Source organism: Paenibacillus sp. FSL W8-0919 (assembly GCF_038003785.1).
Lineage (GTDB): Bacteria > Bacillota > Bacilli > Paenibacillales > Paenibacillaceae > Paenibacillus_AQ > Paenibacillus_AQ lactis.
On record NZ_JBBOPV010000001.1, the window covers coordinates 1,882,113 to 1,896,948 of the forward strand.

Here is a 14,836-nt window from a genome sequence, read left to right on the forward strand (position 1 = left end):
TCTGCAGCCGTTGATAAGTAATCTTCAATTTAGAGTAGAATATAGATATAGAGGAAGGGGAACTTATGAAAGGTATTATCCTAGCGGGGGGAACAGGTTCACGTTTGTACCCTTTAACCAAAGTAACGAATAAGCACTTACTTCCAGTTGGAAGATATCCAATGATATTTCATTCAGTATATAGACTAAAACAAGCTGATATTAATGATATTCTTATCGTAACTGGTAAGGATCATATGGGAGATGTAGTAAATTTACTCGGCAGCGGTCGTGAGATGGACGTAACATTTACATATAAGGTTCAAGACGAAGCAGGTGGTATAGCGCAAGCACTGAATCTTGCAGAACAATTTGTCGGTGATGATCAGATGGTGGTTATTTTAGGTGATAACGTTTTTGAAGATGATCTTTCTCCATTTGTGGATAACTTCCGTCAGCAAAAGATTGGAGCTAAAATTCTGATTCAACATGTGCCCGATCCTAAGCGATTTGGTGTTCCTGAAATTAGAGGGAAACAGATTATTTCAATAGAGGAAAAACCCTTAGAGCCTAAAAGTGACTATGCAGTTACTGGCATCTATATGTATGATCACAAGGTGTTTGATATTGTAAAAACATTAAAACCTTCTGCCCGGGGCGAACTGGAGATTACAGATGTTAATAACGCATATATTGCTAGTGGTGAGCTCACATTTGACATTCTACAGGGATGGTGGACGGATGCCGGAACCCATGCTTCTTTAGCGCGAGCGAATGAGCTTGCTAAGGATATCGTTTTTGGAGATGAATTCGGGAAACTTAAATTATAGATTGGGGATCAGATGTTATGAGGGTAACTCCTTTAAAGTTAAATGGTGTCATCGTCCTTGAACCAAAGAGCTTTGGAGACCACCGGGGCTTTTTTATGGAAAGCTTTAATGAGCGGTTATTTAAGGAACACGGTATTCATTTCAACTTCATTCAAGATAATCAATCCCTTTCTTCTGAGCCTGGCGTACTGCGAGGCCTTCATTATCAGCTTAATCCTAAGGCTCAGACAAAACTAATTCGCGTATTAACGGGGGCAATTTATGATGTCGTCGTAGATATTCGGAGAAGTTCTCCAACGTTTGGTCAATGGGTCGGCGTAATTTTAAGCGAATATAACAAACGACAGCTCTTGGTCCCAAAGGGGTTTGCACATGGATTCTGTACACTTGTCCCAAACACTCAGGTGCTGTATAAAGTAGACGAATATTATTCCCCGGAGCATGACCACGGCATATTATGGAATGATCCGGCTTTAGGGATTGATTGGCCAACGTCAAACCCGATCCTTTCGGATAAAGATCAGTATCACCCAGTGTTAAAGGATGCTGAAATGAATTTTGAATAGGGGAGTACCAACGCGATGAAACTTCTAATAACTGGTGGTGCCGGTTTTATAGGCAGCAATTTTATTCTATATATGATGCAGCAGCATCCGGATTATATGATCATTAACATGGATGCTCTTACGTATGCCGGGAACCTGGAAAATTTGAAATCCATTGAGAACGAATTGAATTATACCTTTATCAAGGGTGATATTGCGGATAAACAAGCAGTGGATCAGATCTTTCAGCAAGGTATTGATGTTGTAGTAAATTTCGCAGCAGAATCCCATGTGGACCGCAGTATTTTAGAGCCTGAAGTGTTTGTTAATACAAACGTACTCGGTACTCAGGTGCTATTGGATGCGTCTAAAAAATATGGGGTAACGAAATTTGTCCAGGTTTCGACCGATGAGGTATACGGGTCTCTTGGAGAAACGGGACTCTTCTCAGAGTCGACCCCTCTTGCACCGAACAGTCCTTACTCAGCTAGTAAAGCTGGCGGAGATTTACTCGTCAGAGCATACCACGAAACTTTTGGTCTTCCGGTGACTATTACCCGTTGCTCTAATAATTATGGCCCGTATCAATTTCCCGAAAAGTTAATTCCCCTGATGATTTCTCGTGCACTAAATGATGAGATCTTACCTGTTTATGGCGACGGCATGAACATTCGTGATTGGCTGTATGTCGAGGATCATTGCAGCGCAATTGATCTTGTCATTCATCAAGGCCGAGTTGGCGAAGTTTACAACATCGGGGGCAATAACGAACGTACAAATATTCATATTGTAAAGACAATTCTAGAGGAACTTGGAAAACCAGAGGCCCTGATTCAATTCGTCGAGGATCGACCTGGTCATGATCGTAGGTACGGTATCGATCCAACCAAAATTATGAATGAACTCGGCTGGAAGCCAAAGCATAACTTTGAGACCGGAATTAAGGAAACCATCGCTTGGTATTTGAGTAACAAAGAATGGTGGACTAGGATCCAGTCCGGGGCATACCGTGAATATCTAACCAAGCAATATGGTACTCGATTAGGTGAGGACCAATGAAGGTTCTGGTAACTGGGGCTCAAGGACAATTGGGACAGGATGTCATCCATGTTTTTGGCCAGAACGGACATGATGTGGTTCCATGCGGCCGACAGGTTCTGGATGTTACGGACTTGGATCAATGCCGGCAAGTGATTGCTTCGAACCGTCCGGATTGTGTTATTCACTGTGCTGCATATACGGCAGTGGATGCAGCGGAGACTGATATCGACAGTGCGTATCTTGTCAATGCTATTGGGACGAGAAACGTTACTCGATCGGCCGAGGAAGTAGGCGCCAAGTTGGTGTATATAAGTACAGACTATGTGTTTAGCGGTACCAGTGATAGAGCCTATCACGAATATGATCGTACCGACCCAAGGACGGTATACGGCCAATCCAAACTTGCAGGAGAACAGATGGTCAGAGATTTTAGTACAAGATGGTTTATTGTCCGCACCTCTTGGGTGTTTGGACTCTGGGGAAGCAATTTTGTTAAGACGATGCTGCGGCTTGGACAGGAGAAACCTCTTCTACAGGTTGTGAATGACCAAAAGGGGTCACCTACTTACACAGTTGATCTGGCTCGTTTCCTGCTTGAATTATCTGCCACCGACAAATATGGTATATACCATGCCTCTAACTTTGGATCATGCACATGGTTTGAATTTACGAAGGCAATTTTTGAGGAGGCGGAAGAACAGTTGGGCATAAAAATTAAATCCAGTCTGGAGCCTTGTACTACCGAACAATTCCCTAGACCTGCCCCGCGGCCAGCTAATTCCGTTTTAGACCATCTTTCGATCCGATTAAATCAATTAGAAGATTTGCCGCATTGGCGGGATGGGCTAAAGAAGTTTATGCTGGATATGAGACAGCACCCTGAACTATACTTGAAATGAATACAGCAAATGTAGGCCTGATCTGTATGATCAGGCCTTATATCATATTTAGCAGTTATTTGGAGGTTCACATATAATGAAACAGGTTCAAGTGCTGCTGTCTACATATAATGGGGAGCACTATATATCCGAGCAATTACAAAGTATACTTAGGCAAAGTTACCCTAATATTTCTATCCTTGCGCGAGATGATGGATCCACAGATTGCACAACAGTATTCTTAAGGGAGTATTCCGAAGAGAATCCTAATCGAATCACGGTGCTTACGGGAAGCAACATAGGAGTGGTCCCAAGCTTTTTTGAACTTGTTATGCATTCCGATCCCCAGGCTGACTATTACTGTTTCTGTGATCAGGATGATGTTTGGTTGGAGCAAAAAATTGAACGGGCAGTAAATATGTTGGATTCAAAATCGGACAAAATTCCAGCAATGGTATTCACTGCAACGAAGCTCGTCGATAAAGAACTACATTCCTTTGGTACTTGGCCAAAGGCCCCTTCGAAACAGCCTTCGTTCTATAATGCATTAATTCAAAATATTGCAGTCGGGGCCACGATAACAATAAATCGGGCGGCTAGAGATTTGTTCGTTAACGGATACCGAGTCGATCCTAGCAGGATCATTATGCACGACTGGTGGTTCTATCTATTGGTATCTGCATTCGGTAACGTCATTTATGATCAACGTCCTTCCATGCTTTATAGGCAACATGGAAATAACGTTGTTGGAGGAAGCAACTCATTTTTAGACAAATTAAACCAGAAGTATCGCAGTTACTTAAAACATAAAGGGAAACATCTCCTTGTCAGTCAAGCGAGGGAGTTCTACCGAGTTTATGGTCATTTGTTGGATGATGAAAAAAGGGAGCAACTTGAACTTTTTATTGCACCTAGACAACGGTTCAGGGAGAAAATACATTTCCTTCAAAGATCGAAACTTTATCGTCAATCGATTTTAGAGCAATCACTGTTTCGCTTCTTAATACTTGCGGGCTACATATAAGAGTGAAAGATAACTAGATTCTAGTAATTAAGTGCTTTATTCCTGCCAGCCATGCGTCTTTATGCTATAATGTCGATAGATTACTATATTTGTCAGGAGCCATGCAGCAATGGATGTTAGCATTTTAATCGTGAACTACAATACCCGTCAGCTGACGTTGGATTGTTTGCGATCGGTATACGCATCGGAGACCGAATTTACATATGAAGTCATCGTCATTGATAACGATTCGAAGGACGATTCCGTGCAGGCGATTCGTCAGGAGTTCCCGCTCGTTAAGCTGATTGAGAATACACAAAACACCGGCTTTGCCAAAGCCAACAACCAGGGGATGGCAGCGGCGCAGGGACGTTATGTGCTGCTTTTAAATTCCGACACCGTGATCCAGCGGGACACGCTTCAAACGATGGTGGCCTTTATGGACCGTAATCCGATTACGGGCGCCTCGGGCTGCAAAATCATTCTGCCGGACGGTTCCCTGGACAAGGCTTGTAAAAGAGGCTTCCCAACGCCATCTGCTTCCTTTTACTATGCCTTCGGTCTGAGCAAGCTGTTTCCTAATGAGCCGCGTTTCAACAAGTATCAGCTGGGCTATCTCGATCCCGATCAGGAATACCCCGTGGATTGCCTGGTCGGCGCGTTCATGCTGGTACGGCGGGAGACGATTGAGCAGGTAGGCGGGTTGGACGAGACATTTTTCATGTATGGAGAGGATATCGATTGGTGCTACCGGATCAAGCAGGCCGGGTGGGGCATCCACTACTATCCTCGAACGACGATTGTGCATTACAAAGGCGGAAGCGCCCGGCGCCGTCCATTCAAAATTATTTACGAATTCCATCGGGCGATGATTTTGTTCCATCGGAAGCATTACCGGAAGAAGTACAACATATTGGTTAACGGAGCGGTGTATGCAGGCGTCGGTTTGAAAATGCTCCTGGCCCTGCTCACGAATCGGCTGAAGCCGATTCGGCCGGCATCGATGCCCTCATCTTCCGGCGGAGTGGAGGTGAAATCATGATCCGCAAGAATCAGGGCTTCTTGACCCGAGTCTATATGTTGACCGACTTTACCTTCATCCAGCTGTCGTTCCTGCTTGCATGGTGGATCAAATTCGAAAGCGGCTGGTTCCCATATGAGAAGCCGCTTCCTATCGAATCGTACGGGATGTGGAGTTTGGTATACGGTGGGGTTGCTGTTGCCGTGGGCATTATGATTTCGTTGTACTCACCTAAGCGAAAGAAGCGTTTTGCCGACGAGTTCATGAAGATCTTCCAAATGCATTTTATTGGGATGTTCATCCTGCTCAGCTTGATGTTCTTCGTGAAGGAGGTCAATATCTCCCGCTGGTATCTCGCCATCTACATGATCCTGAACGTAGCGTCGATCATCTTGTACCGCTATTTTCTGAAGAAGACGCTGAAGCATTTCCGGGAAAAAGGCTACAATCGCCAGTTTGTCCTCATCGTGGGTGCTGGAACGCTGGGCAAGCGGTTCTATAAAAATCTGCAGCAGTACCCTGAACTCGGTTACGAAGTTATCGGGTTTCTGGACGATTACCAGCAATGGAGCGAACTGGAGGAGAGACGCTTCAAGCCGATCCTTGGATCGGTCAGCGACCTGGACAACGTGTTGAACGACAAGCTCATCGACGAAGTTGTGCTGGCCTTGCCGCTCAATGCCCATCACAAATATCCCGAGATCATCGCAGCCTGCGAGAAGGCTGGTGTGCGTACGCTCATTATTCCGGACTTTTTTGATTATCTTCCGGCCCGGCCGGTATTCGACAACTTTGCGGGCATGCCGATGATCAATGTGCGGGATATTCCCCTGGATCTGGCGGCGAACCGGCTTTTCAAGCGGGCGTTCGATATCGTCTTCTCGCTGGTGGCGATTATCCTGACGCTGCCGGTCATGGTCGGGATTTTCATCGGCATCAAGCTGACCTCGCCCGGGCCGGCGATCTTTAAGCAGGAGCGGGTAGGGCTTAACCGCCGCACGTTTAACATGTATAAATTCCGTTCCATGAAGCCGCTGCCGCCAGGCGTAGTCGACACCGGATGGACCGTGGAAAATGACCCGCGCCGCACCAAATTCGGTTCGTTCTTGCGCAAGACCAGTCTCGACGAGCTGCCGCAGTTCTTCAACGTGCTGTTTGGGCATATGAGCGTCGTCGGCCCGCGCCCGGAGCGTCCGTACTATGTGGAGCAGTTCAAAGAGGAAATTCCGAAATACATGGTGAAGCACCATGTCCGGCCTGGCATTACCGGTTGGGCGCAGAGTAATGGGCTGCGAGGCGACACGTCGATTGAGGAACGGATCAAGCATGATATTTTTTACATTGAAAACTGGTCCATTCTGTTTGATATCAAGATCATTCTTCGCACGATCCGCAATGGCTTCAAGAATGCTTACTAATCATCCCAACAAAAACCCGCAATTTGGCATGCGCTGAATGCGGGTTTTTTCGTTTGGTGTCCCGTCCTGGCGGGTATTAACCTAGCAAACGGACGAATACGCAACTAGACTACGGTGAGGCGGGGATAATATGAGACGAATAGCGACGGTTGGTGCATTGTTCTCGGTAATAGTGATCCTCATGCTAATCTATATCCAGGATGGTTCCGAAGAGCGGCAGGGCTTTACGGCCTATCGTCTAATTGCCCATGCAGCGGGGAGTATCGGAGATCAGCCGTATACGAATGCATATGAGGCGATGGTCGCTAATTATAAGCAGGGCACCCGGGTATTCGAGATCGACTTTATGCTGACGGCTGATCGAAAGGTCGTAGCACGGCATGAGTGGACGGCGAGCATGAGCGAACAGCTTGGCCAGCTGGATCAGTTGCCGAAGGAGAAGCAGGGGGCACGTCTGACCCACGAGGAGTTTATGGAGACGCCGATATTGGAGCGATACCAGCCGATGGATGTGGATGCGGTGATGGACTTGATGGCCAGCGTTCCGGATATCTACATCGTGACCGATACGAAAGAGCAGAAGGATGAAGACATCCGGCTGCTCTTGACGGAGCTGACAGAGGCTGCCTTGGCTCGGGATCCGGCATTGCTTGATCGGGTGGTGATCCAGATTTACAATGAAACGATGCTGGATATGGTGAGGGAGATCTACCCGTTTTCCTCCATCATTTACACGCTGTATGCGACAACAGACTCGCCGGAGCGGATCATTGCGTTCGTGAAAGCGAATCATATCGACGCCGTAACCATGCCGGAGCACCGGGTAAATCCCAACTTTGTCGCGAAGCTGAAGGAAGCGGGGGCCGTCACGTATGTGCACACCATCAACGACGCCAATACGGTGAACAATTATGAAAAATGGGGCGTGTACGGCGTCTATTCCGACCTGCTAACCGAACCGGAGCTGGAAAAGATCAGCCTGCGCTATGCACTCCAAAAGTAACCGAACTGCTTGTGCGACTCTTCGTGCTGAGCCTGCTCGCGGCTCTGACGCCTCTCCCCTTACCTTCTGGTTAGAGCCCTTCCCGGATTTTAACCTGGACGAAACCTTTGTCCGAAAAATGCCCAGCCGACTAATATTCCATACTTCAGTATGATTTACATAATATGGATGATTGTGATATTATAACGAAGCCGCAAGCATTGTTTGTTTGTACCGAAAATAAAGTATGTAGCTCTATGTTTATTCCTCCTAGCATGAATCTCGACTTACCTTCGCCATGTGCCTACATGCAGCCATCCTGCAAGTTTGATCACACTCTGTACTTCTTGTACTTCCTGAACTACCTGAACCACCTGAACCCACCTGAACCACCTGAACCACCTGAACTTCCTGAACTTCCTGAACTTCCTGAACTTCCTGAACTTCCTGAGCTTCCTGTACCTCTTGCTCTTCTAGCATTTCAAGCATTTCTAACATTTCTAACATTTCTAACATTTCTAGCACTTCTTGCACTTTTTGCACTTTCTACGCTTCCTAAGAACCCGCTAATCCATGTTTTTGAGAAGGCTCCTTAACATCCAGATGTTACTGGTTACGTTGCAGTACGTTTGTCCAAGCATGATTACTTGAAGACTTACTATTCATTCCGTATGGGGAGGGAATCCATCCATGGAAAAAATGATTCAAGATTTCATTGAAAGCAGCAAACAGCAATGGGACGAAGAGTATAAAGCGCAGATGTGGGATTACTTATCCGATATGACCGAGTACGCCCGGTATTCCGTCGTATACGGCTACATTCGGAAGTTTGCCGCAGCTGAAGGCATCCTGGATATGGGATGCGGTGCGGGCAATCTGTACGATCTGCTGACGGAGCAAGAAAAGCCGGCATATGTAGGCGTCGATCTGTCGGAGGAAGCGATCAAAATCGCCTCGAGGAAAACGGACGCCCAAATTTTCCATTGCGCCGACATCAATCATTACACGCCGCCGAGATCCTTCGACGTCATCGTCTTTAACGAATCGCTGCAGTATGTCCCGAATACGCCGGCCAAGCTGCTGGAATACGCCGAGTTTCTCACGCCGGGCGGTGTTATCGTAACATCGTTGTATTCTCACAAAAACCAGCAGGATCCCGATCACGCCATGGTGGATCATAAAATTCAAGAGATGGAGACCTGCGGGGCATTTGAGGTAGTGGATAAGGTGAGCTTGTTCAATCATAAAGCCGGTTTAAAATGGTACGTCCACGTACTGAAACCAAACAACACCGCGAAAAAGTAACACAATAACCGGATGCTTGAAGCTTTGCCCAATCTTCTCCCGATAACGGGGAGGGTTGGGCTTTTTATGCTCATCGCGTTCCATTCCCTGCAACCGCCATGAAACGGTTTGAGCGCACATCCCTCGCTTCCCCGCCATTACCAAAAAAATGTTCGTATTTTATGCGAACATAAATTGACTTGCATACCGTGCTGGCATAGACTTAATTTAGTATAATAGTAACCCGTGAACGTGGAGGTATGACGCTTGAAAGATTTGATACAATCCTGGCGGCATGTGTTTAAGCTGGATCCCGACAAGGAGATCGCCGACGATGCCCTTGATGCGGTATGCATGTCAGGAACCGATGCGATTATGGTAGGAGGCTCGACCGGCGTTACCTATGAAAATACGGTGGATCTCCTGTCCCGTGTTCGCCGCTATGAGCTGCCGTGCGTGCAGGAGGTGTCCGATCTGGAAGCCGTTGTACCCGGATTTGATCTATACATGATTCCCATGGTGCTGAATACCGGGGATCCGACATGGATACTCGGCCGCCATCATGAAGGAATCGAGCGGTATGGTTATATGATTCCGTGGGAGCTGGTCGTGGCGGAGGGCTATATTGTGCTGAATCCGGATGCGGCCGTTGCCGAGCTGACAGGAGCGAATACCGCGCTGGATGCAAGCTCTGCCGCAGCTTACGCCCAAGTGGCAGACAAGCTCATGCAGCTGCCGGTCGTCTATTTGGAATACAGCGGTGCGTTTGGCGATATGGAGACCGTCCGCAAGGTGCGCCGATCGCTTGATCAGGCCCGTCTATTTTACGGCGGGGGAATCACGAACGCAGAGCGGGCAGCTGAGGCTGCGGCATGCGCCGATACCATCATCGTGGGCAATATCGTTTATGATGACCTGGAGCAGGCACTGGCGACGGTCAGTGCGGTGAAAGGCTGACACCTGATGCCCGATTCCTATAGTCTCGATGCATATGAGTATTAGTCCACAGAGGACAAATTAGACCGCCGAACATTCCTTATACAGACCCCGGACCTTTTTGTACAACCCCATTTTTTGAAAAAACACAACACGACGCACATTGCTCAAATTTACACCTTAGGAGGCAATCTTTATGCATTCCATTGATATACATGAGGCGATCAAGCGCCTCAATCCCCAGCAGCGGCAGGCTGTGGAGGCCACTGACGGACCGCTGCTCATCATGGCCGGAGCGGGCTCCGGCAAGACGCGGGTGCTGACGCACCGGATCGCATACCTGATCGCCACGCGCAAGGCAGCGCCTTGGAGTATCCTGGCGATTACCTTTACCAATAAAGCCGCCCGCGAAATGCAGGAGCGGGTCTCGAAGCTCGTCGGCCGGGAAGGGCAGGATATCTGGGTATCGACGTTCCACTCGATGTGCGTGCGTATTTTGCGCAGGGATATTGAGCGGCTTGGCTTTACATCGAATTTCAGCATCCTGGACTCGACCGACCAATTATCCGTAATCCGGAATGTGATGAAGCACCATAACATCGACCCTAAGAAATTTGAACCGAAGGCGGTACAAGCCGCCATTAGCGCGGCGAAGAACGAGCTGATCACTCCGCAGCAATACGAGCAGAAAGCGGGAGATTATTTCGAGAGCTTGGTCGCCAAGGTATATGTGGATTACCAGAAGCGTCTGAAGAGCAACAACTCCCTCGATTTTGACGATCTGATCATGACGACGATCCAGCTGTTCAAGGAAGTGCCGGAAGTGCTTGATTTCTACCAGCGCAAATTCCAGTACATCCATGTGGATGAATACCAGGATACGAACCGTGCCCAGTACATGCTGTGCCGGATGCTGGCCGACAGCCATCACCGGATTTGCGTCGTCGGGGACAGCGACCAGTCCATCTATCGCTGGCGCGGTGCGGATATCACGAACATCCTGAATTTTGAGGAGGATTACCCGGAGGCGCGGACGATTCTGCTGGAGCAGAACTACCGTTCCACATCGAACATCCTGAATGCCGCCAACAACGTGATCGCCCTCAATACAGGCCGTAAGCCGAAAAACCTGTGGACCGAGCAGGGGGAAGGGCCCAAGATCAAGGTGTTCCGCGGGGATACGGAGCATGACGAGGGATATTTTGTGACTTCGGAGATCAGCAAGAACATCAAGGCCGGCAAAAACTATGCGGACCATGCGATTCTCTACCGGACGAACGCCCAGTCGCGGGTGATCGAGGAAATTCTGATCAAGTCGGACATTCCGTACCAGATCGTCGGGGGCATCAAGTTCTACGACCGCAAAGAGATTAAGGATATGCTGGCCTATCTGCGCCTCATTTCCAACCCGGATGACGATATCAGTTTGACGCGAATCATTAACGTACCGAAGCGGAGCATCGGGGATACGACGGTAGCGAAGCTTGCGGCTGCCGCCGCAGAGCGGGGCATCTCGATTTTCCGAGTGCTGGAGGTTGTGGATGATCTCGGCTTCGCCGGGCGGACGCGCAACGCGCTCGTTAATTTCTACGACATGATTGACGCACTGAACAAAATGGTGGAGTACCTGTCCGTGACGGAGCTCACCGAGAAAATGCTGGAGATGTCGGAATACCGGCTTGAGCTGCAAAATGAAAACACGCTCGAATCCCGTTCCCGGCTCGAGAACATCGACGAATTCCTGTCGGTGACCCAGGAGTTCGAGAAGAACAATGAGGATAAGTCGCTCGTCTCCTTCCTGACGGATCTCGCCTTGATCGCGGATATCGACTCGATGAATAACGACGAGGAAGACAAGAGCGATGCGGTCGTGCTGATGACGATGCACAGTGCCAAGGGACTCGAATTCCCGGTTGTTTTCATTATTGGCATGGAGGAGGGCGTATTCCCGCACAGCCGTGCTTTTATGGACAATGAAGAGCTGGAGGAAGAACGCCGACTTGCTTATGTAGGCATTACGCGTGCGGAAAAGCAATTATTCCTGTCCTGTGCCCGCATGCGGACTCTGTTCGGCCGAACCACGGCTAATCCGCCTTCGCGCTTCCTGGATGAGATTCCGGATGAGCTGAAGGAAGACACGCAGATGGTCCATGACCGCTACCGCCGCGGAGGCGGGGGCAATGTTGGCGGCTCGTATGCCGGCCGCGGCTTTGGCGGCGGGGGAGGCAGCAACTTCGGCGCATCCCGTACCAGCGATCTGTCGCTTGGAGGCTCAACCGCATCCGCCCAGACCGCTTCGAAGAGCCGGGTGACGATGGCGACAGGCGGGGCGGCCCGTCAGGCTGCAGCCGGCGGTAGCTCGGATTTCAAAGCCGGCGATAAAGTAGCCCATGGCAAATGGGGCACTGGTACGATCGTCGCCGTCAAAGGCAGTGGCAACGACATGGAGCTGCAGATCGCGTTCCCGGCACCGGTCGGCGTAAAACGGCTGCTGGCCGGCTTCGCTCCGATTACGAAAGTGGAATAAAGGCTAGAATTAGAGACGTAAGAGATAGGAAAGCAGGAAGTACTGTAACTGCAAGCATAAGCTCGCAATAACCTGCTTCGACGGTTCGAAGAATGATGCCCGTATTATATTAAAGGAGGATTCCCCCTGCATGGAGTTCAAGGAACAGATGGAGAAGCTCATCGCGGAGCTAAACCGATACAATTACCATTACTACACGCTGGATCAGCCGCTCGTGAGCGACAAGGAATATGATGCTTTATATGACCAGCTGGTAGCATTGGAGAGAGAGACCGGGGTCACGCTTCCGGATTCCCCTACCCAGCGGGTGGGCGGGGAGATTTTGAAGGGATTTACGCCGCATCGCCATTTGGCGCCGCTCTGGAGCTTGGACAAAGCCCAGAATATCGAGCAGCTTCGTACCTGGCATGACCGGGTCGTCCGGCTGGTTAATGACTACAATACGAAGAACCCCGGCAGCCCGCTGCCGACCCCTTGCTATGCACTTGAGCTGAAGTTCGATGGGCTTACGCTGAATTTGACGTACCAGAACGGCAAGCTCATCCAAGCCTCGACGCGGGGAAACGGCGTGGTGGGCGAGGGTATCCTCTCCCAGGTGAAGACAATCAAATCGGTTCCGCTCACGATTCCGTTCACGGAAGGAACGATCGAAGTGCAGGGCGAGGGCATCATGAACCTGTCGGTTCTGGAGGAATACAATAAGACGGCGGTTGAGCCTCTTAAAAATGCACGCAACGCCGCGGCTGGCGCACTGCGCAACCTGAATCCGAAGGTAACGGCCGAGCGCAAGCTGAACGCTTATTTTTACAACATTGGATACTCGGACGGCGTCGCGTTTAAGGACCACAAGGAAATGATGGATTTCCTGCGGGAGAACCGGTTCAAGGTGAATCCGTATATTTTCTATTTTGAGCAGTTCGATGACGTGATGGAGCAGCTCGCCGACATCGAGAAACGCCGCTCCGAGCTGGACTACCTGATCGACGGGGCCGTCGTGAAGGTGACCGATTTCCGCACTCGCGAGGCGCTCGGGTATACGGATAAATTCCCGCGTTGGGCGGTTGCTTACAAATTCGAAGCGGAAGAGACAACAACGGTGCTGCAGTCGGTATCCTGGAACGTGGGCCGCACGGGAAAAATCACCCCGCTAGCGCGCGTCGAGCCGGTCGAGCTGGCAGGCGTTACGGTACAGAATTGCACGCTGAACAATATCGGGGATATTGAGCGCAAAAATCTCAAGTTCGCCCTCGGTACCCGCGTCTTTATCCGCCGTTCGAACGACGTCATCCCGGAAATCCTCGGCAAGGTCACGGAAGAGAACGACGGCGAGGAGATTCTGTATCCGGAGGCATGTCCGTCCTGCGGATTCCCGCTGGAGCAGCGCGGCGCGCACCTTTTCTGCAACAACAAGACAGGGTGCAAGCCGCAGATCGTGGCGCGGATTACGCATTTTGCGTCGCGGGATGCGATGGATATCGAGACGTTCAGCGACAAGACGGCGATCCAGCTGTACGAGGAGCTGGGCGTGCGGGAGCCGGCCGATCTGTACACGCTGTCCTTCGACAGCTTGGTTAAGCTGGAGCGGTTCGGGGAGAAGAAGGCGCAAAACCTGCTGGATGCGATCGAGAAGAGCAAGGAGCGGGATCTCGCTGCGTTTCTGTTCGCGCTCGGTATCCCGAATACCGGTAAATCTACGACCAAGATGCTTGCGGACCATTATCGGGATCTTCACCGCGTGATGGAGGCTACCGCCGAGGAACTGGTGGAGCTGCCGGACGTTGGCGGCATCGTGGCCGAGAGCATTGCCGGATATTTCGCGGATCCGTTCAACCGGGCGAGCATTGAGAAGATGCTGTCGCTCGGCGTGCAGGCCAAAGCACCGGAAGCGCCGAAGCCGGTGAGCACCGACTCGTTCTTCAGCGGCAAGACGGTCGTGCTGACAGGCACGCTGCACCTGCTCACCCGCGAGGAGGCCACCGAGCGCCTGGAGGCGCTGGGAGCCAAAGTGACGGGCAGCGTCTCCAAGAAGACGGACCTGCTGATCGCCGGCGAGAAGGCCGGAAGCAAGCTGGCGAAGGCGCAGCAGCTCGGGATTGATATTTTGGATAACGAAGAAGAGTTTGTGCGGCTTTTGAACGAAGCTTGAGCAAGCTGAATGGATTGAACTCGGCGAGATGAGGCCGCCAAATTCAACAGCTCAATAAATTAGTTTGAAATAGCGATGCAGGAATGGTTCCTGTGTCGCTATTTTTTTGCAACGAAAATCTTTGCAGGACGCTTTACGGTGGCATCTCCATGCAGCCTTATAGGCATGAATGCTGGGCCCTACTATTCGAGCTTTCGCCAAAACCTCCTATCCTTCCGACAATACTTTACAATTAAATACAGAAAA

13 protein-coding genes are annotated in these 14,836 nt (G+C 50.0%); 12 read left to right on the forward strand and 1 reads right to left on the reverse strand.

Annotation, left to right across the window (positions count from 1 at the left end):
• Positions 1 to 65 precede the first annotated feature (65 nt).
• The 8 genes from NST44_RS08045 (at position 66) to NST44_RS08080 (ending at position 7,718) form a co-directional block, all read left to right on the forward strand.
• On the forward strand, positions 66 to 809 hold the full coding sequence (locus NST44_RS08045) for a sugar phosphate nucleotidyltransferase (RefSeq protein WP_007132232.1): 744 nt from the start codon (positions 66 to 68) through the stop codon (positions 807 to 809).
• Between the two features lie 17 nt (positions 810 to 826).
• Positions 827 to 1,375: a dTDP-4-dehydrorhamnose 3,5-epimerase gene (rfbC, locus tag NST44_RS08050; RefSeq protein WP_340898765.1), complete on the forward strand. Its 549-nt coding sequence runs from the start codon at positions 827 to 829 to the stop codon at positions 1,373 to 1,375.
• A 15-nt stretch (positions 1,376 to 1,390) separates the two neighbouring features.
• On the forward strand, positions 1,391 to 2,413 hold the full coding sequence (gene rfbB / locus NST44_RS08055) for a dTDP-glucose 4,6-dehydratase (RefSeq protein WP_340898766.1): 1,023 nt from the start codon (positions 1,391 to 1,393) through the stop codon (positions 2,411 to 2,413).
• A complete protein-coding gene (gene rfbD, locus NST44_RS08060) occupies positions 2,410 to 3,294 on the forward strand; it encodes a dTDP-4-dehydrorhamnose reductase (protein ID WP_213615818.1) in 885 nt (294 codons plus the stop codon). The genes rfbB and rfbD overlap by 4 nt, the downstream gene beginning before the upstream one ends.
• A 76-nt stretch (positions 3,295 to 3,370) precedes the next feature.
• Positions 3,371 to 4,297: a glycosyltransferase family 2 protein gene (locus NST44_RS08065; protein ID WP_213615816.1), complete on the forward strand. Its 927-nt coding sequence runs from the start codon at positions 3,371 to 3,373 to the stop codon at positions 4,295 to 4,297.
• Between the two features lie 109 nt (positions 4,298 to 4,406).
• Positions 4,407 to 5,318, forward strand: a complete 912-nt coding sequence (locus tag NST44_RS08070) for a glycosyltransferase family 2 protein (RefSeq protein ID WP_340898770.1) — start codon at positions 4,407 to 4,409, stop codon at positions 5,316 to 5,318.
• Positions 5,315 to 6,715 (forward strand): undecaprenyl-phosphate glucose phosphotransferase, encoded by a 1,401-nt coding sequence (locus NST44_RS08075; protein ID WP_340898771.1) that lies wholly within the window; start codon positions 5,315 to 5,317, stop codon positions 6,713 to 6,715. Before NST44_RS08070 ends, NST44_RS08075 begins: the two co-directional genes overlap by 4 nt.
• A gap of 130 nt (positions 6,716 to 6,845) precedes the next feature.
• The gene (locus NST44_RS08080; RefSeq protein ID WP_340898773.1) at positions 6,846 to 7,718 is read left to right on the forward strand and encodes a phosphatidylinositol-specific phospholipase C/glycerophosphodiester phosphodiesterase family protein; all 873 of its coding nucleotides are present in this window, start codon (positions 6,846 to 6,848) and stop codon (positions 7,716 to 7,718) included.
• 249 nt (positions 7,719 to 7,967) lie between these two features.
• Here NST44_RS08080 and NST44_RS08085 read toward each other — a convergent pair whose 3' ends face one another.
• Positions 7,968 to 8,240, reverse strand: coding sequence for a hypothetical protein (locus tag NST44_RS08085; RefSeq protein WP_340898774.1), 273 nt, complete (start codon positions 8,238 to 8,240; stop codon positions 7,968 to 7,970).
• Between the two features lie 147 nt (positions 8,241 to 8,387).
• On the opposite strand from NST44_RS08085, the gene NST44_RS08090 reads away from it, so the two are divergent.
• The 4 genes from NST44_RS08090 to ligA all read left to right on the forward strand — a co-directional run bounded on the left by NST44_RS08090 (position 8,388) and on the right by ligA (position 14,590).
• Positions 8,388 to 9,002 carry a class I SAM-dependent methyltransferase gene (locus NST44_RS08090; protein WP_251535694.1) on the forward strand — a complete coding sequence of 205 codons (615 nt, stop codon included), beginning with the start codon at positions 8,388 to 8,390 and terminating at the stop codon, positions 9,000 to 9,002.
• 246 nt (positions 9,003 to 9,248) lie between these two features.
• Positions 9,249 to 9,938 carry a heptaprenylglyceryl phosphate synthase gene (locus NST44_RS08095; RefSeq protein ID WP_007132223.1) on the forward strand — a complete coding sequence of 230 codons (690 nt, stop codon included), beginning with the start codon at positions 9,249 to 9,251 and terminating at the stop codon, positions 9,936 to 9,938.
• A gap of 175 nt (positions 9,939 to 10,113) precedes the next feature.
• Positions 10,114 to 12,444 (forward strand): DNA helicase PcrA, encoded by a 2,331-nt coding sequence (pcrA, locus tag NST44_RS08100; protein ID WP_007132222.1) that lies wholly within the window; start codon positions 10,114 to 10,116, stop codon positions 12,442 to 12,444.
• Positions 12,445 to 12,574: 130 nt separating this feature from the next.
• Positions 12,575 to 14,590, forward strand: coding sequence for an NAD-dependent DNA ligase LigA (gene ligA / locus NST44_RS08105; RefSeq protein WP_144878639.1), 2,016 nt, complete (start codon positions 12,575 to 12,577; stop codon positions 14,588 to 14,590).
• Positions 14,591 to 14,836: the final 246 nt, after the last annotated feature.

Excerpts from the sequence above, each read along its gene's own strand:
- NST44_RS08045 (WP_007132232.1), top strand. The coding sequence starts at position 66 with ATGAAAGGTATTATCCTAGCGGGGGGAACAGGTTCACGTTTGTACCCT.
- rfbC (WP_340898765.1), top strand. The coding sequence starts at position 827 with ATGAGGGTAACTCCTTTAAAGTTAAATGGTGTCATCGTCCTTGAACCA.
- rfbB (WP_340898766.1), top strand. The coding sequence starts at position 1,391 with ATGAAACTTCTAATAACTGGTGGTGCCGGTTTTATAGGCAGCAATTTT.
- rfbD (WP_213615818.1), top strand. The coding sequence starts at position 2,410 with ATGAAGGTTCTGGTAACTGGGGCTCAAGGACAATTGGGACAGGATGTC.
- NST44_RS08065 (WP_213615816.1), top strand. The coding sequence starts at position 3,371 with ATGAAACAGGTTCAAGTGCTGCTGTCTACATATAATGGGGAGCACTAT.
- NST44_RS08070 (WP_340898770.1), top strand. The coding sequence starts at position 4,407 with ATGGATGTTAGCATTTTAATCGTGAACTACAATACCCGTCAGCTGACG.
- NST44_RS08075 (WP_340898771.1), top strand. The coding sequence starts at position 5,315 with ATGATCCGCAAGAATCAGGGCTTCTTGACCCGAGTCTATATGTTGACC.
- NST44_RS08080 (WP_340898773.1), top strand. The coding sequence starts at position 6,846 with ATGAGACGAATAGCGACGGTTGGTGCATTGTTCTCGGTAATAGTGATC.
- NST44_RS08090 (WP_251535694.1), top strand. The coding sequence starts at position 8,388 with ATGGAAAAAATGATTCAAGATTTCATTGAAAGCAGCAAACAGCAATGG.
- pcrA (WP_007132222.1), top strand. The coding sequence starts at position 10,114 with ATGCATTCCATTGATATACATGAGGCGATCAAGCGCCTCAATCCCCAG.
- ligA (WP_144878639.1), top strand. The coding sequence starts at position 12,575 with ATGGAGTTCAAGGAACAGATGGAGAAGCTCATCGCGGAGCTAAACCGA.